21 protein-coding genes, 1 pseudogene and 1 riboswitch are annotated in these 20,906 nt (G+C 75.5%); of the genes and pseudogenes, 14 read left to right on the forward strand and 8 right to left on the reverse strand.

Translation table 11 applies throughout. The features are described from left to right. The first annotated feature begins 46 nt into the window (after positions 1-46). The 4 genes from CRP39_RS21880 to eda are packed head-to-tail and all read left to right on the forward strand — an operon-like array spanning position 47 to position 3,400. Entirely contained in the window at positions 47-1,195 is a 1,149-nt protein-coding gene (locus CRP39_RS21880; protein WP_097208513.1) for a zinc-dependent alcohol dehydrogenase, read from the forward strand. Between the two features lie 12 nt (positions 1,196-1,207). Next, positions 1,208-1,798 (forward strand): hypothetical protein, encoded by a 591-nt coding sequence (locus CRP39_RS21885; protein WP_097208514.1) that lies wholly within the window; start codon positions 1,208-1,210, stop codon positions 1,796-1,798. A 13-nt stretch (positions 1,799-1,811) separates the two neighbouring features. Further along, positions 1,812-2,753 carry a phosphoglycerate dehydrogenase gene (locus CRP39_RS21890; protein ID WP_097208515.1) on the forward strand — a complete coding sequence of 314 codons (942 nt, stop codon included), beginning with the start codon at positions 1,812-1,814 and terminating at the stop codon, positions 2,751-2,753. Continuing rightward, positions 2,750-3,400 carry a bifunctional 4-hydroxy-2-oxoglutarate aldolase/2-dehydro-3-deoxy-phosphogluconate aldolase gene (eda, locus tag CRP39_RS21895; protein WP_097208516.1) on the forward strand — a complete coding sequence of 217 codons (651 nt, stop codon included), beginning with the start codon at positions 2,750-2,752 and terminating at the stop codon, positions 3,398-3,400. The genes CRP39_RS21890 and eda overlap by 4 nt, the downstream gene beginning before the upstream one ends. A 39-nt stretch (positions 3,401-3,439) precedes the next feature. On the opposite strand, the gene CRP39_RS21900 is transcribed toward eda, so the two are convergent. Beyond that, a complete protein-coding gene (locus CRP39_RS21900; RefSeq protein WP_216359862.1) occupies positions 3,440-5,239 on the reverse strand; it encodes an IlvD/Edd family dehydratase in 1,800 nt (599 codons plus the stop codon). Between the two features lie 198 nt (positions 5,240-5,437). On the opposite strand from CRP39_RS21900, the gene CRP39_RS21905 reads away from it, so the two are divergent. From CRP39_RS21905 to CRP39_RS21930, 6 genes are all read left to right on the forward strand, one after another. Further along, entirely contained in the window at positions 5,438-6,721 is a 1,284-nt protein-coding gene (locus CRP39_RS21905) for an alpha-hydroxy acid oxidase (RefSeq protein ID WP_097208517.1), read from the forward strand. Between the two features lie 128 nt (positions 6,722-6,849). Continuing rightward, the gene (locus CRP39_RS21910; protein WP_245854031.1) at positions 6,850-8,253 is read left to right on the forward strand and encodes an Nramp family divalent metal transporter; all 1,404 of its coding nucleotides are present in this window, start codon (positions 6,850-6,852) and stop codon (positions 8,251-8,253) included. Then, positions 8,246-9,208, forward strand: a complete 963-nt coding sequence (locus CRP39_RS21915) for a sugar kinase (protein WP_245854032.1) — start codon at positions 8,246-8,248, stop codon at positions 9,206-9,208. Before CRP39_RS21910 ends, CRP39_RS21915 begins: the two co-directional genes overlap by 8 nt. A 5-nt stretch (positions 9,209-9,213) precedes the next feature. Beyond that, positions 9,214-10,098 carry a dihydrodipicolinate synthase family protein gene (locus CRP39_RS21920; RefSeq protein WP_097208519.1) on the forward strand — a complete coding sequence of 295 codons (885 nt, stop codon included), beginning with the start codon at positions 9,214-9,216 and terminating at the stop codon, positions 10,096-10,098. Between the two features lie 12 nt (positions 10,099-10,110). Beyond that, positions 10,111-11,064, forward strand: coding sequence for a C-terminal binding protein (locus CRP39_RS21925; RefSeq protein WP_097208520.1), 954 nt, complete (start codon positions 10,111-10,113; stop codon positions 11,062-11,064). Between the two features lie 145 nt (positions 11,065-11,209). Then, positions 11,210-11,362, forward strand: a riboswitch (cyclic di-AMP (ydaO/yuaA leader). Between the two features lie 281 nt (positions 11,363-11,643). Then, complete coding sequence (locus CRP39_RS21930) at positions 11,644-12,603, forward strand: VldE C-terminal domain-containing protein (RefSeq protein ID WP_097208521.1); 960 nt, start codon at positions 11,644-11,646, stop codon at positions 12,601-12,603. A gap of 42 nt (positions 12,604-12,645) precedes the next feature. Here the strand turns inward: CRP39_RS21930 and CRP39_RS21935 are convergent, their stop codons facing one another. Beyond that, on the reverse strand, positions 12,646-13,503 hold the full coding sequence (locus CRP39_RS21935; RefSeq protein ID WP_097208522.1) for an alpha/beta fold hydrolase: 858 nt from the start codon (positions 13,501-13,503) through the stop codon (positions 12,646-12,648). A 49-nt stretch (positions 13,504-13,552) separates the two neighbouring features. After that, complete coding sequence (locus CRP39_RS21940; RefSeq protein WP_245854033.1) at positions 13,553-14,362, reverse strand: MerR family transcriptional regulator; 810 nt, start codon at positions 14,360-14,362, stop codon at positions 13,553-13,555. Positions 14,363-14,488: 126 nt separating this feature from the next. Between CRP39_RS21940 and CRP39_RS21945 the strand changes: the two genes are divergently transcribed. After that, positions 14,489-14,842, forward strand: coding sequence for a nuclear transport factor 2 family protein (locus CRP39_RS21945; protein WP_097208523.1), 354 nt, complete (start codon positions 14,489-14,491; stop codon positions 14,840-14,842). A 257-nt stretch (positions 14,843-15,099) separates the two neighbouring features. Here CRP39_RS21945 and CRP39_RS21950 read toward each other — a convergent pair whose 3' ends face one another. Then, positions 15,100-15,900, reverse strand: coding sequence for an alpha/beta fold hydrolase (locus CRP39_RS21950; protein ID WP_172442570.1), 801 nt, complete (start codon positions 15,898-15,900; stop codon positions 15,100-15,102). 56 nt (positions 15,901-15,956) lie between these two features. Then, entirely contained in the window at positions 15,957-16,808 is an 852-nt protein-coding gene (locus tag CRP39_RS21955) for a helix-turn-helix domain-containing protein (protein WP_097208525.1), read from the reverse strand. Between the two features lie 37 nt (positions 16,809-16,845). Here CRP39_RS21955 and CRP39_RS21960 point away from each other — a divergent pair, with 37 nt between their 5' ends. Next, the gene (locus tag CRP39_RS21960; RefSeq protein WP_097208526.1) at positions 16,846-17,394 is read left to right on the forward strand and encodes a TIGR03086 family metal-binding protein; all 549 of its coding nucleotides are present in this window, start codon (positions 16,846-16,848) and stop codon (positions 17,392-17,394) included. A 64-nt stretch (positions 17,395-17,458) separates the two neighbouring features. Here the strand turns inward: CRP39_RS21960 and CRP39_RS21965 are convergent, their stop codons facing one another. Further along, entirely contained in the window at positions 17,459-17,788 is a 330-nt protein-coding gene (locus CRP39_RS21965; RefSeq protein WP_097208527.1) for a WhiB family transcriptional regulator, read from the reverse strand. A 232-nt stretch (positions 17,789-18,020) separates the two neighbouring features. Here CRP39_RS21965 and CRP39_RS28410 point away from each other — a divergent pair. Continuing rightward, positions 18,021-18,152: pseudogene (locus CRP39_RS28410) on the forward strand (LuxR C-terminal-related transcriptional regulator); the annotation flags it as partial. An 11-nt stretch (positions 18,153-18,163) separates the two neighbouring features. On the opposite strand, the gene CRP39_RS21975 reads toward CRP39_RS28410, so the two are convergent. Then, complete coding sequence (locus tag CRP39_RS21975) at positions 18,164-18,721, reverse strand: DUF1772 domain-containing protein (RefSeq protein WP_143426727.1); 558 nt, start codon at positions 18,719-18,721, stop codon at positions 18,164-18,166. A 324-nt stretch (positions 18,722-19,045) separates the two neighbouring features. Between CRP39_RS21975 and lhgO the strand changes: the two genes are divergently transcribed. After that, entirely contained in the window at positions 19,046-20,257 is a 1,212-nt protein-coding gene (gene lhgO, locus CRP39_RS21980) for an L-2-hydroxyglutarate oxidase (protein ID WP_097208528.1), read from the forward strand. A gap of 33 nt (positions 20,258-20,290) precedes the next feature. Here the strand turns inward: lhgO and CRP39_RS21985 are convergent, their stop codons facing one another. Beyond that, the gene (locus tag CRP39_RS21985; protein WP_097208529.1) at positions 20,291-20,905 is read right to left on the reverse strand and encodes a PadR family transcriptional regulator; all 615 of its coding nucleotides are present in this window, start codon (positions 20,903-20,905) and stop codon (positions 20,291-20,293) included. Between the last annotated feature and the right edge of the window lies 1 nt (position 20,906).

Genomic DNA, 20,906 nt, shown 5'->3' on the forward strand with positions numbered 1-20,906 from the left:
ACCGGCCGGTGGGCGGCCACCGGGACGGATGTGCGAGGGAGCTGCGATGCGGGCGATGGTGTACCGGGGGCCCTACAAGATCCGGGTGGAGGAGAAGGACGTCCCGGCCATCGAGCACCCGAACGACGCGATCGTCCGCGTGACGCTCGCCGCGATCTGCGGCTCGGACCTGCACCTCTACCACGGCCTCATGCCGGACACCCGGATCGGGCACACGTTCGGCCACGAGTTCATCGGCGTCGTGGAGCAGGTCGGCTCCTCCGTGCAGCACCTGCAGGTCGGCGACCGGGTGATGGTGCCGTTCAACATCTTCTGCGGCTCGTGCTGGTTCTGCGCGCGGGGCCTGTACTCCAACTGCCACAACGTCAACCCGAACGCCACGGCCGTCGGTGGCATCTACGGCTACTCGCACACCACCGGCGGCTACGACGGCGGCCAGTCGCAGTACGTCCGCGTGCCGTTCGCCGACGTCGGCCCGGTGAAGATCCCGGACTGGATGCACGACGAGGACGCGGTCCTGCTGACCGACGCCGCCGCGACCGGCTACTTCGGCGCCCAGCTCGGCGAGATCGCGCAGGGCGACACCGTGGTCGTCCTCGGTGCCGGGCCGGTCGGCCTGATCGCCGCCCAGTCGTCGTGGCTGATGGGCGCCGGCCGGGTCATCGTCGTCGACCACCTCCAGGAGCGGCTGGAGAAGGCCCGCACCATGGCCTACGCCGAGACGCTGGACTACGACGAGTACGACGACATCGTGGTCGAGCTGAAGAAGCAGACCGACTTCCTCGGTGCCGACGTCGTCATCGAGGCCGTCGGCGCGGAGGCCGACGGCAACCTGCTGCAGCACGTGACCGGGACCAAGCTCAAGCTGCAGGGCGGCTCACCGGTGGCGCTGAACTGGGCGATCGACGGGGTGCGCAAGGGCGGCACCGTCTCCGTCGTCGGCGCCTACGGCCCGATCCCCAGCGCGGTGAAGTTCGGTGACGCGCTCAACAAGGGGCTGACCCTCCGGATGAACCAGACGCCGGTGAAGCGCCAGTGGCCCCGCATGTTCGAGCACGTGCGCAACGGCCACCTCACGCCGCGGGCGATGGTCACCCACCGGTTCCCGCTGGAGCACATCGCCGAGGCCTACCACGTGTTCTCGGCCAAGCTCGACGGCTGCATCAAGCCGCTGGTCCTGCCCGATGCGGCCTGAGGAGGAGCGACGATGACCACCCCCGACATCCCGAGCGCCTACGTCCGGGACAAGCGCCCACCCCGGGAGACGACCGAGCAGCTGCGCGCCCGGATCCCGGGCTGGGGGGCCGACCTGGACCCGGCCGACCGGCCGTCGCACCCCAAGCTCCGGTACGCGCCGGACACCACCGGCGCGCACTGGGACTTCCCCGAACGGCAACCCGAGACGTGGCCGCGGGAGCGCTCCGTCGAGCACGCCTTCCTCACCCCGGTCTTCGGCACCGCGCAGCCGCCGAGGGGGCTGTCCGGGGCGATCCGCAAGCTCGCCTACCGGCGGTACAGCGAGGGCCGCCTGGCGCACTGGCTGCTGCTGATCGTCGGGGACCGGGTGGACGCGTGGGGGAGCCACCTGCGCTCGTTCGCCACGCTGCGGCCGGACAGCCCGGGAACCGAGACCGGCGTGCGCAGCGAGGTCACCTCCGGCGGGCTGCGCTCGCGGCGCGGCCGCAGCGACGCCCGGCACCACGTCCTGGACCCGGTACTGGTCGCCGGGCCGTGGGTGGCCGCGGCCGGCGGGGCGGTCCTCGGCGCCCGCTCGCTGGTGCGGGCACTCCGGCGCTGAGCAGGAGGGCCCGGTGAAGCTGCTGCTCCCCGACTCCCTCCCGCTCGCGCCGGACCTCCCCGAGGGCGTCTCCGCGGTGACCTACGCCGCCTCGGCCCCGGTCCCCGAGGAGCACCGGGACGCCGAGGCGCTGGTGGTCTGGGGCAACTCCGGCGCCGACCTCGCCGCCGTCGCCGGCCGGATGCCGCGGCTGCGCTGGGTGCAGACCCTGGCCGCCGGGCCGGACGCCGTCCTGGCCGCGGGGTTCCCCGAGGGCGTCGTCGTCACCGCCGGCGTGGGGCTGCACGACCGGCCGGTCACCGAGCACGCCCTCGGGCTGGTCCTCGCGCTGCTCCGCCGGCTGCCGGCCGCGCTGCGCGCGCAGGCCGAGCACCGGTGGGCCGGGGAACTCGGCGGCCTCCAGCCGCTGCACCCCGAGGACGCGGTCACCACGCTGCTGGGCGCCCGCGTGCTCGTCTGGGGGTTCGGCAGCATCGGGCAGACGCTGGCCCCGGTGCTCCGCCAGCTCGGGGCGGAGGTCCGCGGGGTCGCCCGCAGCGGCGGGGAGCGGGCCGGCTTCCCCGTCGTGGCCGAGGACCGGCTGGCGACCGAGCTGGGGCGCACGGACGTCCTGGTCATGGTCCTGCCGTCGACGCCCGCCACCGCGCAGGCGCTGGACGGCCGCCGCCTCGCCGCGCTGCCGCCGCACGCCCTCGTCGTCAACGTCGGGCGGGGCTCCACCGTCGACGAGACGGCGCTGGTCGCGGCGCTGCGCGAGGGACGCATCGCCGGGGCCGCGCTCGACGTCACCGCCGTCGAGCCGCTGCCGGCGGACTCGCCGCTGTGGGACGCGCCGAACCTGCTGCTCACCCCGCACGCCGCCGGCGGGCGGCCGGTGGGGGCCGACGCGCTCATCACGCACAACCTCACGGCGCTGCTGGCCGGCGGGGCGCTGACCAACGTGGTGCAGCGGTGACCGCGCGTTCGCCGGGGGAGGTGCTCGACGCCCTGGGCCGGCTCCGGCTGGTCCCGGTCGTGGTGCTCGACGACGCGGCCGACGCCGCGCCCCTGGCCGGCGCGCTGGTGGCCGGGGGGCTCCCGGTCGCCGAGGTCACCTTCCGCACGCCGGCCGCCGGCGACGCGATCCGGGCGATGGCCGACCGGGGGGACGTCCTCCTCGGCGCCGGCACCGTGCTGACCCCGGCGCAGGTCGACGAGGCCGTCGCCGCGGGCGCCCGCTACGTCGTCTCGCCCGGCCTCAGCCGCGCCGTCGTCGAGCGGTGCGCCGAGCACGGCGTCCTGGCCCTGCCCGGCGCGGTGACGGCGACCGAGGTGCAGGCCGCCCTGGAGCTGGGCCTCACCGCGGTGAAGTTCTTCCCCGCCGGGACGTCGGGCGGGGCGCCGGCGATCCGTGCGCTGGCCGCACCGTTCGGCGGTGTCCGCTTCATCCCGACCGGCGGGGTCGGGCCGGCCACCGTGGCCGATTACCTGGCCGTCGACGCCGTCGTCGCGGTCGGCGGGTCCTGGATGGTCCCGCGCGAGCGGATCGCGGCCGGCGACGTCGAGGCGGTCCGCCGGCTCACCGCGGAGGCGGTGGCCCTGGTGCGGCGCCCCGAGGACTGACCCCCTGCCCGGTGGTGGTCGCGGCTCAGTGGTCGCGGCTCAGTGGTTGTCGCGCGGGATGCCCGCGGTGTGCGCCACCCGCCGGTAGCCCACCGCGGGACGCAGCACCATCCCCTCGTCCAGCTGGGTGACCATCGAGCGCTGGATCTCCTGCCACGGCGTCTGCGAGGCCGGCACGGGGTAGCCGCCGGCCTCCTCCAGCGCGCGCCGCCGCTCGGCCAGCTCCTCGTCGGGGAGCAGGACGTCGGCCCGGCCGGCCCCGAGGTCGATCCGGACGACGTCGCCGGTCCGCAGCAGCGCGAGCCCGCCGCCGTCGGCCGCCTCGGGAGAGGCGTTGAGGATCGACGGGGAGCCCGACGTCCCCGACTGGCGGCCGTCCCCGATGCACGGCAGCGCGTGGACGCCCGCCCGGATCAGGGCCGCCGGCGGCTGCATGTTGACGACCTCGGCCGCGCCCGGGTAGCCCAGTGGGCCGACCCCGCGGATGACCAGCAGGCACGTCTCGTCGATCTCCAGGGCGGGGTCGTCGATGCGGGCGTGGTAGTCCTCCGGTCCGTCGAAGACGACGGCGCGACCCTCCATCACGCCGGGCTGCTCCGGGTCGGACAGGTAGCGGTCGCGGAACTCCGGGGAGATCACGCTGGTCTTCATGATCGCGCTGTCGAACAGGTTGCCGCGCAGCACGAGGAAGCCGGCGTCGGGCAGCAGGGCGGTGTCGAAGGTGCGGATGACCTCGCGGTCGGTCGCCGGGGTGTCCCGGCAGTTCTCCCCGATCGTGCGGCCGTTGACCGTCCGGGCGTCCTCGTGGACCAGGCCGTGGCCCATCAGCTCGTGGACGACGGCGGGCACGCCGCCGGCGCGGTGGAACTCCTCGCCGAGGAACCGGCCGGCCGGCTGCAGGTCGACGATCAGCGGGACCGCGAGCCCCAGCTCCTGCCAGTCGGCCACGTCCAGGGGGACGCCGACGTGCCGGGCGATCGCGTTGACGTGGATGGGGGCGTTGGTCGAGCCGCCGATGGCGGAGGTGACCACCACGGCGTTCTCGAACGCCTCGCGGGTGAGGACGTCGGACGGCCGGAGGTCCTCGTGCACCATCTCCACGACCCGCCGGCCGGTCAGGTAGGCCATGCGGGCGCGGTCCCGGTGCGGGGCGGGGATGGCGGCGCAGCCGGGCAGGCTCATGCCGAGGGCCTCGGCGACGGCGTTCATCGTCGACGCCGTCCCCATGGTGTTGCAGTGCCCGGGGGAGGGGGCCGCGGAGGCGACCAGGTCGACGAACCCCGCCTCGTCGATCTGCCCGGCGGCGAGCAGCTCGCGCGCCTTCCAGACGATGGTCCCCGACCCGGTCCGCACGCCGTCGTACCAGCCGTCGAGCATCGGGCCCCCGGACAGCACGATCGCCGGGAGGTCCACCGTGGCCGCGGCCATCAGGCAGGCCGGCGTCGTCTTGTCGCAGCCGGTGGTCAGCACGACGCCGTCCAGCGGGTAGCCGTGCAGCACCTCGACCAGGCCGAGGTAGGCCAGGTTGCGGTCCAGCGCCGCGGTGGGCCGTCGCGCGGTCTCCTGGATGGGGTGCACCGGGAACTCCAGCGCCACCCCGCCGGCGTCCCGGATGCCCTCGCGCACGCGCCCGGCCAGCTGCAGGTGGTGCCGGTTGCACGGGGCGAGGTCCGAACCGGTCTGCGCGATGCCGATGACCGGCCGGCCGGACTGGAGCTCCTCGCGGGTGAGCGCCCAGTTCAGGTAGCGCTCGACGTAGAGCGCCGTCATCCCGGGGTCGTGCGGGTCGTCGAACCAGGCCTGGCTGCGCAGCCGCCGTGCCGGCGTTCCGTCGTCCACCGGGGTCTCCTCCCGCCGTGACCGGCCCGCACCCGACCGCCCGGGCCGTTTCCGCAGGATCGTGGTCCCGGCGGGCACCGGGCGCCAGCGGCGACGACGGCGCGGTGGACGGCGAGCGGACCAACGGGGACCCTGCGACCCTGGACGGCACCACGTCCCTGGCCGCTCGGCACTGGCGCACACCCGGGAGCGAGGACCATGACCGACGAGCGGGCGCTGCCACCCGTCCCGACGGCCCGGCAGGCGCCGAGGTGGTCGGAGCTGCGGGAGGTCGTGCAGTTCCGCCGGCCGCCACTGGGGCGCACCGCGCGGCGCCTGGAACGGGCTCTGACGATCCGCGACCTGCGCGCCGCGGCCCGGCGCACCACGCCCCGCGCGGTGTTCGACTACGTCGACGGCGCCGCGGAGGAGGAGATCACCGCGGCCCGCAACGTCGCGGCCTACCGGCGGGTCACCTTCTCCCCGGACGCCCTGCGCTCGGTCGCCGACCCCGACCCGGGCGTGGAGCTGCTCGGCCGGCGCATCGCGATGCCGCTGGCCTTCGCGCCCACCGGCTACACGCGGATGATGCACCACCAGGGGGAGGCCGCCGTCGCCTCCGTGGCCGGGCACGTGGGCGTCCCCTACGCCCTGTCGACGGTGGGCTCCACCTCCATCGAGGACGTGCGGGCCGCCGCGCCGGACGCCGACCTGTGGTTCCAGCTGTTCTTCACGGCCGACCGGGAGCTCAACGCCGGCCTGCTGGAGCGGGCGGCGGCGGCCGGGTACTCGACGCTGCTGCTCACCGTCGACACGACCGTCTCCGGGATGCGCTACCGGGACGTCGTCAACGGCCTCACCATCCCGCCGACCCTCACCGCCCGGACCGTGCTGAACATGTCCCGGTTCCCGCGCTGGTGGTTCGACAAGCTGACCACCGGCGGGATGACCTTCGCCTCGCTGACCGGTGTCCCCGGCAACCCGACCCCCGGCGAGGTCGCCAGCATGATGTTCGACCCGTGCCTGGACGTCTCCGCACTGGACTGGTTGCGTGATCGGTGGCGGGGTTCCCTCCTGGTGAAGGGCGTGACGACGCCCGCGTCGGCGCGGGAGGCCGTGGAGCACGGCGCCGACGGCGTGGTGGTCTCCAACCACGGCGGCCGCCAGCTGGACCGCTCCGCCGCGACGCTGGACGTGCTGCCGGCGATCCGCGCGGCGGTGGGCCAGTCGGCCACGGTCCTCATCGACGGCGGGGTCCTGCACGGGCAGGACGTCGTGGCGGCCCGCGCGCTGGGGGCGGACGCCGTGCTGATCGGCCGGGCCTACCTGTACGGGCTCATGGCCGGTGGCCAGCGGGGCGTGGCCCGTGCCTACGAGATCCTCGCCGAGGAGTACCTGCGGTCCATGCAGCTGCTCGGCGCGCGGTGCAGCGCGGACCTGTGCGAGCGGCACGTCGCGTTCACGCCGCACGGCACCGGGGACTACCCGAACGTCTCGGTCTGACCGCGGTCGCCCGTCCCGGGTTGCCGGCGAGCCGCCGACGTGCAGGATTGGACCCACCAGGAAGTGACGCTGCTCACACAGGGGGCGCGATGGTCACGACCCGTCCGGGAGGACGACCGTCCTCGGTGGTGGACCTGTTCCCGACCAAGTACCTGGCCGCACCGTCGGTGCGGGACATGCCGGAGCCGCCGGCCAGTTTCCGGCACGTCATCGGCCCGGGGATCATCGCCGCCGGCGTGGGCATGGCCAGCGGTGAGTTCATCCTCTACCCCTACATCGCCTCGCAGGTCGGCCTGGTCTTCGTCTGGGCGGCCTTCGTGGGCCTGGCCACCCAGTACTTCCTCAACATGGAGATCGAGCGCTACACGCTCGCCACCGGGGAGACCGCACTCACCGGCTTCAGCCGGTACTGGCGGCACTGGGGCCTGGTGTTCGCGATCATGGCCTACTTCGCCAACATCTGGCCGGGGTGGGCGACGAGCTCGGCGACGCTGGTCACCTACCTCGTCGGCGGCAGCGTGGTGCCCATCGCGATCGGCTTCCTCCTGCTGATCGGCATCATCCTGACCATGGCGCCGGTGGTGTACCAGGCCCTCGAGAAGATCCAGATGGTCAAGGTCGCCGCCGTCCTGCTGCTCATCGTCGTCGCCTCCGTCGCCGTGATCGGTGCATCGACCTGGGCGGACGTGCCGCAGATCGTCACCGAGGCCGGGGTGCCGGCCGAGGAGCTCGGGTTCGCGCTGCTGCTGGGCGCGCTGGCCTTCGCGGGAGCCGGTGGCGGGCAGAACCTCTGCCAGAGCAACTGGATCCGCGACAAGCGATTCGGCATGGGCGCCTACGTCCCGCGGATCGTCAGCCCGATCACCGGCCACCCGGAGGCCGCACCGTCGACCGGCTTCGTGTTCGAGCCGACGCCGGAGAACCTGGGCCGGTGGCGGCGCTGGTGGAAGTTCGCCAACACCGAGCAGCTGACCACGTTCGTGCTGATCAGTTTCCTGACGATCCTGTTCACCTCGCTGCTGGCCTACGCCACGGTGTTCGGCCAGGAGGGCCTGGCCAGCGACATCTCCTTCCTCGAGGCCGAGGGGAACGTCCTCAACGACACCGTCGGCGGCTGGTTCGGCACGTTCTTCTGGATCATCGGCGCGTTCTCGCTGTTCGCCGCCGCGCTGGGCATCGTGGACTACACCAGCCGGCTGGGGGCCGACGTCCTCAAGACCGCGTACCTCCGCAACGCCAACGAGAGCAAGATCTACTTCGCGCTGGTGTGGGGCCTGGTCGCGATCGGCATCATCGTGCTGCTGTCCGGGCTGTCGCAGCCGCTGATCCTGCTGGTCATCTCCGCCGTCACCGGCGGGCTGATGATGTTCATGTACTCGGCGCTGCTGCTCCTGGTGAACCGGCGGACGCTGCCGCGGGAGATCCGACCCGGCGCCGTCCGGATCGTCGCCCTCGTCTGGGCCTTCCTGCTCTTCGGGTTCCTCTCCGTGCTGACCTTCAACGAGCAGCTGCGGACGCTCTTCGGTGGGTGAACCGGTGGGCGCCGTCCCGCGGGTGGTCACCGCGGGGGAGACGATGGTGCTGGTCGTCCCCACCGCCCCCGGCCGGCTCCGCCACGCCGGCGCGGTGACGCTGTCGATCGGCGGCGCGGAGAGCAACGTGGCGATCGGCCTGTCCCGGCTCGGCGTCCCGGCGGCCTGGGTGAGCGCGCTGGGGGAGGACGAGCTCGGCGAGCTGGTGCTGCACCGGGTGCGCGCCGAGGGGGTGGACACCAGCGCCGTGCGGCGGGTGCCGGACCGGCCCACCGGGCTCTACCTGCGCGAGGAGGTCGCCGGCGCGCTGCGGGTGTACTACTACCGCCGCGGGTCGGCTGCCTCGACCCTGGCGCCGGGTGCCTTCGACCCGGCGGTCCTCGAGGGCGCGGCCTTCCTGCACCTCACCGGGATCACCGGGGCGCTGTCGCCCGAGTCCGCCGAGTTCCTGCCGTGGGCGGCGCGGACGGCCCGGGAGGCCGGCGTCCGGGTGAGCTACGACGTCAACTACCGCAGCCGGCTGTGGGAGCCGGCGGCCGCCCGCGCCGCCACCGAGGCGCTCCTGCCGCACGTCGACGTCCTGCTCGTGGGCGACGAGGAGGCCCGCGCCCTGTGGGGGGAGGACGACGAGACCTGCCTGGAGCGCCTCGCCGCCGCCGGCCCCGACGAGGTGGTGCTCAAGCTCGGCGCCCGCGGCTGCGCGGCATCGGTGGGCGGCGAGCGGCTGACCTCCCCGGGGTTCCCGGCGCGCCAGCTCGACCCGATCGGGGCGGGGGACGCGTTCGCCGCCGGCTACCTCGCCGCGAGCCTGTGGGGACTCGACGCCACCGAGCGCATGCGGACGGCCAACGCCATGGGCGCCTTCTGCGTGCAGGACCTCGGCGACTACGAGGGCCTGCCCAGCCGCCGGGAGCTGAGCGCGTTCCTGGACCGGACCGTCGACCTGGGGAGGTGACGAGGATGACCGCCGGCGACCCCGCCATGCTCCTCGAGGGCGTCTACGTCGCCAACGTGACGCCCTTCCGCGACGACGCGCGGTACAGCATCGACGTCGACGCCTACCTCGCCCACGTCCGGTGGCTGGCCGGCCAGGGGGTCACCGGCGTCATCCCGTTCGGGACCAACGGGGAGGGCCCCTCGGTGTCGGCGAGCGAGAAGCGGACCGTGCTCCGGGCGCTCCTGGCCGACCCCGGCGGGCTGTACGTCGTCCCGACGGTCGCCGAGGGCAATCTGCCGGACACCCTGGACCTGCTGGCCGAGCTGGAGGACCTGCCCGTGCGGGCGGTCATGGTGCTGCCGCCCTACTTCTTCAAGCCGGTGTCGGCCGAGGGGCTGCGACCGTTCTACGAGCGCGTCCTGGCCGCCACCCGGCACCCGGTCGTCGTCTACCACGTCCCCAAGTACGCGGTGCCCGTCCCCGCCGACCTCGTGACCAGCCTGCCGGTGTGGGGGGTCAAGGACTCCGGCGGGGAGGCCGGCTACGCCGCGACCGTCTCCGCGGCGGGGAAGGGGGTGCTCGTCGGCACCGAGGACGACCTGCCGGCCCGGCTGCCGACCGCCCAGGGCGCGATCTCCGCGCTGGCCAACATCGTCCCCGAGCAGGTCGTCGCGCTCTACGGGCACGTCCGCGGCGGCCGGTCGGCGGAGGCGGCGGCACTGTCCGCCCACCTGCAGCGGGTGCGGGCGATGACCAAGGAGCACGCCGCTCCCGGCGTGCTCAAGCGCGTCGCCCAGCGCCGGCACGGGCACCCGATGGGGACCGTGCGCCCGCCGCTGGTCCCGGTCCCGGACTCGTTCGACGCCGCGGCCGCGACCGAGCGCGCCGTGGCGGTCCCGGTCGGCTGAGGCGGGGGCGGCATGCGGGTGCTCGTCACCGACGCCGACTACGGGGAGCTCGACATCGAGGCCGACGTCCTCACCGCCGCCGGCCACGAGCTGCGCACCGCGCAGTGCCGGACACCGGAGGACGTCATCGCGGCGGCCCGGGACGTCGACGCCGTCCTCGTGCAGTACGCCCCGGTCACCGCCGAGGTGCTGGCGGCGCTGCCGCGGCTGCGGCTGGTCAGCCGCTACGGCGTCGGGGTCGACGTCGTGGACCTCGACGCCGCCCGCGCCCGGGGCGTGTGGGTCTGCAACGTCCCCGACTACGGCACCTCCGAGGTCTCCCTGCACGCCGTCGCGATGCTGCTGGCCCTGCTCCGCAACCTCCCCGAGCACGACCGGCAGGTGCACGCGGGGCGGTGGGACCACCGGGCCGGTGGGGTGCTACAGCGCCCCGGCCGGCTCACCCTGGGTGTGGTGGGCCTCGGCCGCATCGGGCGGATGACGATGGAGCGGGCGGCGCCGTGGTTCGGCGGCTGCGTGGGCTACGACCCGCACCTGCCGGAGGAGGCCTGGCCGCCCGGCGTCGAACGGGTCGGGCTGGAGGAGCTCGCCGCCCGGAGCAACGCCGTCACGCTGCACCTGCCGCTGACCCCGCGGACGCGGGGCCTCGTCGGGGCCGACCTGCTGGCGCGGCTCCCCCCGGCGTCGTACCTGGTCAACACCTCGCGCGGGGGCCTGGTGGACCTCGACGCCGTGCTGGCGGCGCTGGCGGACGGGCGGCTGGCCGGCGTCGCCCTCGACGTGCTCCCCGAGGAGCCGCCGCCGACGGGGCACCCCCTGCTGGACCACCCGCGCGCCCTGCTCACGCCGCACGTCGCGTGGTACTCCGCGGAGGCCGAGGCGGAGCTGCGCCGGAAGGCGGCGGAGAACGTCGTCACGTGGGCACGGACAGGGCGCCCCACGTACCCCGTCGTCGACGGCCGCTGAGGACCCCTACACCCTGGCGGCGCGGAACGGACGGTGCGCGACGCGCATCACCCGACGAATCGACGGCTCACGATTGTCACAACTGCATAACGACGGCTACCGTGGGCGGGTCCGGTCGATCGTCACGTCCCCGCCCGGGGAGGCCGAACGGACGCCGCCGAGTCGCCCTCCGGGGCGAGCCGGGGACCCACCGCAGTACTGGGGTGAATCCCGCTCCTGGACGCCTGTCCGGGAGCGGGTAGGGCTGCTTCCCGCCCGAACCCGTCAGCTAACTCGGTAGGCGGCCATCGGAAGAACGGAGAGCGGCCGGATGGCGCGCCCTTGCCCTGCAGCACGACCCCGCCCGAACCGGTACCGCCGGAACCCGGTGCGCCCGCGCAGCTGATCGCACGCGGCCGTCCCTGATGGACGCCGCCCGCGGGCCCACCACCCGAGCACCCTCGCTCGACCGGCCGACCGCCGATCCTCCCTGGTGACCCGCGCCGGCTCCCGGACGCCCGCAGCCGTCGCTGCCCGCCCTCCCCCCGCAGCCCGCCGCCCCGGCGCAGCTGTGCCCGCACACCTCGGAGCACATCCCCCATGGACCCCCGCACCACCACGTCCGGCCGCGCCGCCGACCGCCGCGCCCAGGCCCCCCGCTCCCGCCGCCGCCCGCCGTCGGCCGTCCGCCGTCCCGGCCTGTACCTGGGTGTGGCCACGGCCGGCGCCCTGATGGTCAACGTCGTGTTCGGGTCCGACCCGGGCGCGCAGGCCGAGGCCGGGGTGTCGGAGTCGGTCAGCGTCGCCCAGGAGCTCGGGCTCACCGCCGGCTCGGTGCCCACCGCCGCGGCGACGCCGGACCTGCAGCCGCTGGAGCAGCTGACGGCCAGCCGCAGCACCCGCGAGGCCGAGCAGACCGCGGCGCAGCAGGCCCAGGCCGCCGCCGACCAGGCCGAGATCGACCGGCAGCGGGCCGAGGCGGAGGCCGCCGTCCGCGCCGCCGAGGAGGCCGCGAAGGCTGCCGAGGCCGCGAAGGCCGCCGAGGCCGCGAAGGCCGCCGAGGCCGCGAAGGCCGCCGAGGTCGCGCGGGCGGCCGACGCCGCGAAGGCCGCCGAGGCCGCGGCCGCGGAACAGTCCGAGCAGCCGGCGCCGGCGGCCGCTCCCCGGTCCGCCGCCGTCGCGGCCGGCGTCGCCGCGTCCACCGTCGCGCGCATCAGCAACAGCGCGGGGCCCACCAAGCCCGCGGCGCAGGCGGCCGCCAACGTGGTGGTCAGCAACGTGCCCGGCGCCGCCGGCATCACCATCGGCGGCACCCGCGCCAGCGCCGCCGACCCGCACGGCCACCCGTCCGGCCTGGCCCTGGACTACATGTGCAGCTCGTCGCTCGGCGATGCGATCGCCGCCTACCACATCGCGCACTGGGACGAGCTCGGCGTCGAGTACGTCATCTGGAAGCAGCGGATGCTCAGCTCACCGAACGGTTCCTGGAAGCCGATGGCGAACCGGGGCAGCCCGACGGCCAACCACATGGACCACGTCCACGTGAACTACCGGGGCTGAGGCCCGGCCCCTCGGCTCCGTTCCCGCGGGCGACCGGGACCGCTACGTGGCCCGGTCCGGGGCGAGGCGGTCGAGGACGCCGACGAGCTCCGCGGGGTGCAGCTGGAACCGCAGGTGGCTGCCCGCCAGGGAGTGCACCGCGAAGGGCCGGTCCGGCAGCAGCGCGTCGGCCTCGGCGATGAAGCGGTCCTGCAGCGCGAGGGGCAGGGCGCGGTCGTCGGTGAGCCGGACGTAGGTGCGGGGGATCGTGCCCCACGTCGCCGGGTCCGCGCGGGTCGCGACCTCGTCGACGACCAGCGCCTCGTCCGGCTCCTGGGTGTGCAGGTAGGCCAGCAGCTCCCGCCGGGTGCCGTCGGCCAGCAGCGCCTCCTGCAGCAGGTCGAGGTGGGCGGGGTCCGCGGTCCGCCAGTTGAGCCGGATCGCGCCGATCTCGGCGGGGTCCCCCACGGCGAGGGCACCGGCCGCGCCGAGCAGGCTGGCCGCGTTCTCCGGGCCGGCGGAGTACTCGGCGACCGTGGCCCCCACCGGGCACCACGCCGAGACGTAGACCAGCCGGTCGATCGACCCGCTGAGCACGTTGCCGACGGCGGTCAGCGTCAGGCCGCCGCGGCTGGCGCCGACCAGGACGACCGGGCCGTGCTCGCGGGCCCGCCGCACGACCGCGGAGACGGCGGCCACGTCGTCGGCCGTGCTGATGCCGGCCATCCCGCTGGGGGAGGAGGCCAGCACGGCGAGGTCCTGCGCGCCCAGGTACCCGTCGGGGATGGTGGCGGCCAGGCCGTGCCCGGGCAGGTCGACGGCGACCGCGCGGTGCCCGCGCAGGGTGAGCTCGCGCGCGGTCGGCGACCAGACCGCGGAGTTGCAGAACGCGCCGTGCACGAGGACGAAGGTGGTGGTCACGCCGATCGCCTTCCGCCTGCCTCGGGGACGCGACGACGGCGAGTCTGCGTCAGCCGGGCGCGACGCGGAAGACCGGCCACCCGATCTCGGTGCGCCACCGCGCCGGGTCGGGGGTGTCTCGCGGACCCACGAGGTAGGTCTCCCGCACCGGGCCGGCCACCGCCAGCGCGGACCGGACCACCCAGGACCCGAGCCGGCCGTAGGTGACGTCGATGGTGTCGTGCTCACCGGGGTGCACGGTGACGGCGAGCTCCGCGGCCGGCAGCGTCCGGGCCCGCACCCGTCCGGTGGCCGGCGGTGCGTGGGAGACCGGCAGGTACACCACCGCCTGCCCGTGGCCGTCGGTGAACAGGGCGTTGTCGTAGAGGCCACCGGGCGGGCCGGCCGGGGCGGGTACCGCGGCGTCCAGCTGCGCCATGGCGGCGGAGTACCAGTCGAGGACGTCGTCGGAGCCCACCGTGCCCTCGACGGCGGCGACCAGGGTGGCAGGCACCCGGCGCAGCTCGACCGGCAACGGGGCCGGCTCCGGGTGCAGCAGGCGCCGCAGGGACGCGACCGCCGACCGGGTGCGCTGCAGCTGGTCCTCCAGCCGCTGCAGGTGGCCCGCGACCAACCGCGCCCGGTCCTCGGTGCTGGGGGAGGCGAGGATGCGCCCGACCTCGGCCAGCGGCACGTCGAGCTCGCGCAGGCGGTGGATGACCTGCGCCGTGGGGATCTGCTCCGGGCCGTAGGAGCGGTAGCCGCTGGCCGGGTCGACGCGGGCCGGCTCGAGCAGCCCGGCCTCGTGGTAGCGGCGCAGCGTCCGCACGCTGAGGTGGGTCACCTGGGAGAACTCGCCGATGGACAGCAGCGGGGGCACGCCCGGGACTGTGCACCCTCGCCCGGGGGGAGGGACCAGTTCGACGCGTCTTGACCCTCCCGCAGGGGGAGCCCGCAGGGTCGGGTCGGCGGCGGCGCCCGCCGTCCCCTGAGGAGGAGAGCACCCGTGAGCACACCCACCCGCATCGACCCGGGCCGGCTGCCGGCCGTCGTCCGCGACTTCCTCGCCGCGCACGCCGCCCACGACGTCGACGCCGCCCTGCCGGCGTACACCGACGACGCGGTCGTCGTCGACGAGGCGCGTCCCCACCGCGGGAAGGCGGAGATCGCCGACTGGATGAGCCGGTCGGCGGCCGAGTACACGTACACGACCGAGCTGACCGGCGCGGCACGGGTCGACGACGAGCACTGGATCGTCACCCACCACCTGGAGGGTGACTTCCCCGGCGGGGTGGTGGACCTGCACTACGCGTTCACGCTGCGCGGCGACCGGATCGCCGGGCTGACCATCGCGCCGTGAGCATGCAGACGTCCTGGACATCTGTTGCGGCGACGGCGTCCCCGTCGCATCCTGTCGGCGGGCGGGGCCCTGGGGCGTTCTCCGGGTGCGCCTCGCCCGCCAGCGTGTGCCGCGCGTTTGGGTCGTGCCCCACGGGGCACCCATCGTGCGACCGGCCCCGGCGTGGCCGTGAAACCCCCGCGCCGGGGCCGTGGCCCGTCCGCGGCGGGGGCAGGGACCGTCCTACCGGGTCACCGCGGGCGGTGGTCTCGTCGACGTCACTGCGAGGCGGCGGCCTCGTCGACGAGGCGGACCACCCGCTCCGGGACGTCGGCGACGCCGCTGTGGCCGGCGAACGGGAGCACGCGGAACCGGGCCCCGGGCACGAGGAAGGCCAGGAGCGCGGCTTGGCTGAGGGTCAGGACGTCGTGGCTGCCCTGGGCGATGAGGACCGGGCACCCGACCGCGCGGTAGTCGATCGTCGCCTCGGGCACCACGGCGTGGCGGACCAGCCGCCAGAAGTCCTCCGCCTCCGCGAACCCGCGCACGAGGGCCACCGCCTCGGCGGGCGGCGTCCGCCATCCCCGCGCACGCAGGAGGGCCAGCGCGGCGGTGCGCGGCACGGCCGGGCGCAGCAGCGGCCCCGCGACAGGGGCCAGGGCCCGGAAGCCGAGACGCGCGGACACCAGCAGCGCGACCTGCCAGGCCCGCTCGGGCGGCGTGAGCGGTCCGGTCGGTGCGATGGCGACCACCGACCGGGCCCGCTGGCGCTGGGCCAGCTCGAGGCAGATCCGCCCGCCGAGGGAGACGCCGAGGAGGTGGGGGACGCCGACCCCCCGGGCGTCGAGCTCCTGCTCCACGGCGTCGGTCAGGGCCGCGACGTCCGGCGCGGTGCGCAGGGCGGGGGAGCGGCCCTGGCCGGGTAGGTCGAGGGCCAGCACGTCGTAGCGCCGGGCGAGTTCTGGCAGCACCGCCTGGAACTCCGCGCGCGTGCTGCCCAGGCCCGGCAGGAGCAGTAGTGGCGCTCCGCTGCCCTCCCGGTGCCCGTCCAGCCGCGGATGGCGCGTCGACGTCTCCACCCGGCCCATTGAACGACGGCCGACCGGCGTGTGCCCGCCGACCGGTCGCCGGGGGATCAGACGGCGTAGCGGGCCGCGAACTCACCCGGCGTCATGGCGGTCACCCGGGAGAAGTCGCGGGTGAAGTGGGACTGGTCGGCGTACCCCAGGGCGGCCGCGGCCTCCCCGAGCGTCGTCCCTCGGGTCCGCAGCCGCTCGGCCGCCTCCTGGAGCCGGCGGCGCTGGATCAGCCACTTCGGCGTCAGGCCCAGCCGCCGGTGGCACAGCCGCTGCAGGCCGCGCTCGGACAGGTCGAACTCGGCGCAGACCTGGGCGACCCTGATGACGTCGGTCCGGGACTCCACGAACGCGACGACCCGGTTGACCAGGTCGCCCTCGGCGTCGACGGGCAGGAACGGCAGGAGCGCCTCCGTGCAGGCCGAGACGGCGCGCCCGTGCGCCTCGGCCGAGTGGGGGTCGCCGGACATGGCGGCCCGCACCCGCGTGACCAGCCGCTCGCCGTCGGCGCCCAGCACGTCGGCGACGTCGGCAGAGCGGTCGGTGTAGCGGGCCATCGGGGCACCGGTGAGCAGGGCTCCCGCGGCCGGGGCGAGCATCATGCCGACCGCCCACCCCTCGCCGCTCAGCGTGGTCGTCGACAGGCCGGAGACCACGCCGTAGAAGCGGGCGTACCCGGTCGCGACGACGAGCAGGGAGCCGGGGTACTGCAGGACCCGCTGCGGCGCCTCCCGGCCCGGCGGGACCGACCAGACGGGCAGCCAGAAGCGCTGGAGGAGGCCGGCGCACTCGGCTGGCGCCGCGTAGCGGTACATGACGTGCGACGCGTCGCCGGGGTCCCTGAGGTGGGCCCGCTCGATCACGTCCAGCCGGGTCGGCCGACCGTCGGCCTGCTCGCTGTCGGGTTTCATCAAGACGCAGGGTGCCGCACGCCCGCATGCTGCGGCCATGACCGACACCGCGGCTCTGTACGAGTCGGCCCACCGGCCCCTGTCCGACGTCCTCGACGCGGTGCCCGACGACGGGTGGGCGAACCCGTCACCCTGCACCGGCTGGACGGCCCGCGACGTCGTCGCCCACCTGGTCGACACCCAGCGTGAGTTCCTCACCGGACGCGGCGTCGACCTGGGCCCGGCGCCCGACGTGGCCGCAGATCCCGCCGCGGGGTGGCGGGACCACGCGAAGCGGGTGCTGGCGGCGATCTCCGACGGCGGGGTCGTCACCGCCGCCTACGACGGCTTCTTCGGCCCCACGACCGTCGGCGCGACGTTCGAGCAGTTCTACGTCTGGGACATGGTGGTGCACCGCTGGGACGTCGCCCGGTCGGTCGGCGCGGACGCCGGCCTGACCGACGCCGAGCTCGACTGGATCGAGCGGGGGGCGGACAGCTTCGGCGAGGCCCTGTACGGGGACGGCATCTGCCGCCCGGCGGTGCCGGCCGCCCCGGGCGCGGACCGGGTCACGCGCGTGCTCGCCCGCCTGGGGAGGCGCGCCTGACCGGCGGCCCCGACGGGACGGCGCGACCGGCAGTCGGGACGGCGCGACCGGCGGTCGGGACGGGTCAGGCGCTGAGCTGGTCGCGGCGCTGAAGGCGCAGCCGGCGGCGCTCCCGCTCGGACAGGCCGCCCCAGATGCCGAAGCGCTCGTCGTTGGCCAGCGCGAACTCCAGGCACTCGGCGCGGACCGCGCACCCGGTGCACACGCGCTTGGCCTCGCGGGTCGAGCCGCCCTTCTCCGGGAAGAACGCCTCGGGGTCGGTCTCAGCGCACAGGGCGTCCAGCCGCCACGCCTCGTCGGCGGGGCCGGACACGGGCCACTCCGGCAACGACGGCTCCAGGCCGGCGGACCAGTCGGGGAGCAGGGTCAGGGAGGGGCGGGCGGAGGACGGCACGGGAAGCTCCTGGAGGTGGGTCGGCGGCGCACCGGCGTGACGGACCGGTACGAACTGGCTGCTGTCCGTGACGTTACGGATCCCCCCATCGGGTGGCACAGGCACAAACCGAACGAAACCACCTCGTCCGATTGGTGGATTGTGTCGGCCGTTCCCTGGTGTCCGGCGAGCCGGAGGCCGGCCACGGGGCCGGCGCGGCCGGCTTCCTGCTCGAGGACGTCACGCCGGGCAGGTGCTCGCCTTCGTGAGTCGCGGCCTGTCCAACGAGGAGATCGCCGGGGAGCTCGTGCTCTCCCCGGCGACCGCGCGGACCCACGTCTCCCGGCTGCTGACCACGCTCGACGCCCGGGACCGCGCCCGCCTGGTGGTGCTGGCCTACGAGACCGGCCTCGTGGTGCCGGGGGCCTGGGACCGGCTCCCGGTGGTCGCGGACCCCCGGCCGCCGTCGGCCCGCACCCAGCGCAGGAGCGCCGTGAACACCAGGACGGCGGTTGCGGCGCCGCCCGCGAGACGCACCCGGTGGCCGGCGACGAACTCCCCGGCCACCCGGCGGAGGACCTCCGGGCTGTGGGTGCCGACCGGGTCGACGAACATGATCTCGTTGCGCGGCCAGAAGAACAGCACCGAGAACAGGAACTCGCAGGTGACGTACACCGCCGCGGCGCCGGCGACCCACCACCGCAGCCGCGGCTCACGCCACGTCAGCACCGTCGTGACCAGGCCGGCCAGCACGACGGAGGCGCCCAATGGCGGGAAGTAGTCACTCGGGCCGCCGGCGACCAGGAACTCGCGGGCTCGCTCCAGGGACGCCGGGGGGTCGCCGAACACGTTCGGGTACAGCATCACGGTCTCGGCGGCGACGCCGCCGAAGGAGAGCATCGCCGCCCACACGAGGACGACGAGGGAGACGGTGGTGAGCGTCGTGCGGTTCATCGCGGGTGGTCCTCTCGCTGGTCCCGGCCCCGGCGCCCGGCCGGGCCGCCGTCGTCCAGCGAGGATGGGTCCGGGCCACCTCGCCGGTCTGCCGGCCGGGGGCGCGATCCGGGGTCGCCCCACGACGTACGGCGAGCCGCCGACGGATCGACCGGCCGGGTCCGCGACGGCGCCCGGGGGAGCACGGGGCCGTCGCCCTCGGGCGACCCCGGCCCGGATCTCCCGGGACCGCGTGGCTGGCGCCCGGCCGGGCGCCTGGTGTCATGTCTCGGCAGCGGGCCCGCACGGGGTCGCAGCCACGGACCACCCGGCCGGAGGTGCCCCATGAGCTCGACCGGACCCGTCCGCATCGGGGTGGTGGGCGCCGGCATCGTCGGCCTCGCGGTCGCCCGCCGGCTCGCCCGGCTGCGGCCCGACGCGCACATCACCGTGCTGGACAAGGAGCGCGACGTCGCCGTCCACCAGACCGGGCACAACAGCGGCGTGGTCCACGCCGGCCTCTACTACGCGCCGGGCTCGCTGAAGGCCGAGCTGTGCACACGGGGACGGCGGCTGCTCCGGGAGTTCTGCGCCGACCACGGCCTGGTCTACGACGAGTGCGGCAAGCTCGTCGTCGCCCGCGACGCCGGCGAGCTCCCGGCGCTCCGGGAGATCGAGCGCCGGGCCACGCAGAACGGGGTGCCCGGCCTGCGCCGGCTGTCCGGGGCGCAGCTGCGGGAGGTCGAGCCCGAGGTGGTCGGGGAGGCGGCGCTGCACTCGCCGCACACCGCGATCGTGGACTTCCGGGCCGTCGCCCGGGCGGTGGCCGACGACCTGCGGCAGGCGGGCCACGAGATCCGGCTGGGCTTCGAGGTCACCGGGGTGCGGCGGCAGGTCGGCGGGGGAGTGGTCGTCACCTCCGGCGAGGAGGCGCTCGCCGTGGACCGGCTCGTCGTGTGCGCGGGTCTGCAGGCCGACCGGGTGTCCCGGCTCGCCGGGGACGAGGAGGGCCCGGCGATCGTGCCCTTCCGTGGCGAGTACTTCCGGCTGGTGCCGGAACGCAGCTCCCTCGTGCGCGGGCTGGTCTACCCGGTGCCCGACCCGCGGTACCCGTTCCTCGGCGTCCACTTCACCCGCCGGGTCGACGGGGGCGTGGACATCGGGCCGAACGCCGTGCTGGCGCTGGCGCGCGAGGGGTACCGCCGGCGCGACGTCCGGCCGGCGGACGTCCTCCAGACCCTGAGCTGGCCGGGGATGCGGCCGCTGGCGCGGCGGCACTGGCGGACGGGGCTCGGGGAGTTCCGGGGTTCGCTGTCCCGCCGGGTCTTCCTGGCGGCGGCCCGCGAGTTCGTCCCCGCGCTGACCGGCGCCGACGTCCGGCGGGCCCCGGCCGGCGTCCGTGCCCAGGCCGTCGACCGTGACGGCACCCTGGTCGACGACTTCCGCGTCAACCGGCTCGGCTCGGTCGTCACCGTGCGCAACGCGCCGTCCCCGGCGGCCACCTCGGCGCTGGCGATCGGCGAGTACGTCGCCGATCGCGTCCTGGCGCCGGAGTGAGCTGAGCCGGGCCGCCCGCGAGCGGCAGCCGGGTCAGTCGCCGCCGGCGGGCGGGGTGCCGGGCTGGTCGGGCCCCTCGGCGAGCAGCAGGTAGAGCGAGCGGCGTGCCTCGCCCAGGATCGTCGCCGCGGCGGCCCGCTGGGCCTCGGAGCCGGTGCGCGCCACCTGGCGCGCGGCCGCCTGCAGCTGCTCGAGCGGCCCCCGGAGGTCGGTCCCCGGCGCGGTTCCGGCCGGACCGGCGAACGGGTCCGGCCACGTGCCGCGCCGGGACGCCACGTGCTCGCGGCCGGCCTCGGTGAGGGTGGCCAGCTTGCGTCCGGCGTCGGCCGTGACGGTCACCAGCCCCTCGTCCTCCAGCTGGCTGATCGTCGGGTAGATCGCGCCGGGGCTGGGCGTCCACCGGCCGCCGCTGCGCTCGGCGATCGACTGCATGAGCTGGTAGCCGTGCATCGGCTCCTCGGCGAGGAGGAGCAGCACGGCCGCGCGGACGTCGCCGCGCGGAACGCGACCGCGGCCGCCCCGGCGGTGGGGCGGGGGGCCGCCGGACGGGCCCGGCCGCCCGTGGTGGGGGTGGTGGTGGCGCTCGCCGGAGTGGTGGTGGCGCCGGCCGGGGTGCTGGCCGTCACGGCCTCGCATGGGGTGCAGCATG

Origin of the sequence: Geodermatophilus sabuli (assembly GCF_900215145.1) — a bacterium.
GTDB lineage: Bacteria > Actinomycetota > Actinomycetes > Mycobacteriales > Geodermatophilaceae > Geodermatophilus > Geodermatophilus sabuli.

Coding starts and splice junctions, on each gene's coding strand:
- CRP39_RS21880 (WP_097208513.1), top strand. CDS start 47: ATGCGGGCGATGGTGTACCGGGGGCCCTACAAGATCCGGGTGGAGGAG.
- CRP39_RS21885 (WP_097208514.1), top strand. CDS start 1,208: ATGACCACCCCCGACATCCCGAGCGCCTACGTCCGGGACAAGCGCCCA.
- CRP39_RS21905 (WP_097208517.1), top strand. CDS start 5,438: ATGACCGACGAGCGGGCGCTGCCACCCGTCCCGACGGCCCGGCAGGCG.
- CRP39_RS21920 (WP_097208519.1), top strand. CDS start 9,214: ATGACCGCCGGCGACCCCGCCATGCTCCTCGAGGGCGTCTACGTCGCC.
- CRP39_RS21925 (WP_097208520.1), top strand. CDS start 10,111: ATGCGGGTGCTCGTCACCGACGCCGACTACGGGGAGCTCGACATCGAG.
- CRP39_RS21930 (WP_097208521.1), top strand. CDS start 11,644: ATGGACCCCCGCACCACCACGTCCGGCCGCGCCGCCGACCGCCGCGCC.
- CRP39_RS21955 (WP_097208525.1), bottom strand. CDS start 16,808: ATGAAACCCGACAGCGAGCAGGCCGACGGTCGGCCGACCCGGCTGGAC.
- CRP39_RS21960 (WP_097208526.1), top strand. CDS start 16,846: ATGACCGACACCGCGGCTCTGTACGAGTCGGCCCACCGGCCCCTGTCC.
- CRP39_RS21975 (WP_143426727.1), bottom strand. CDS start 18,721: ATGAACCGCACGACGCTCACCACCGTCTCCCTCGTCGTCCTCGTGTGG.
- lhgO (WP_097208528.1), top strand. CDS start 19,046: ATGAGCTCGACCGGACCCGTCCGCATCGGGGTGGTGGGCGCCGGCATC.
- CRP39_RS21985 (WP_097208529.1), bottom strand. CDS start 20,905: ATGCTGCACCCCATGCGAGGCCGTGACGGCCAGCACCCCGGCCGGCGC.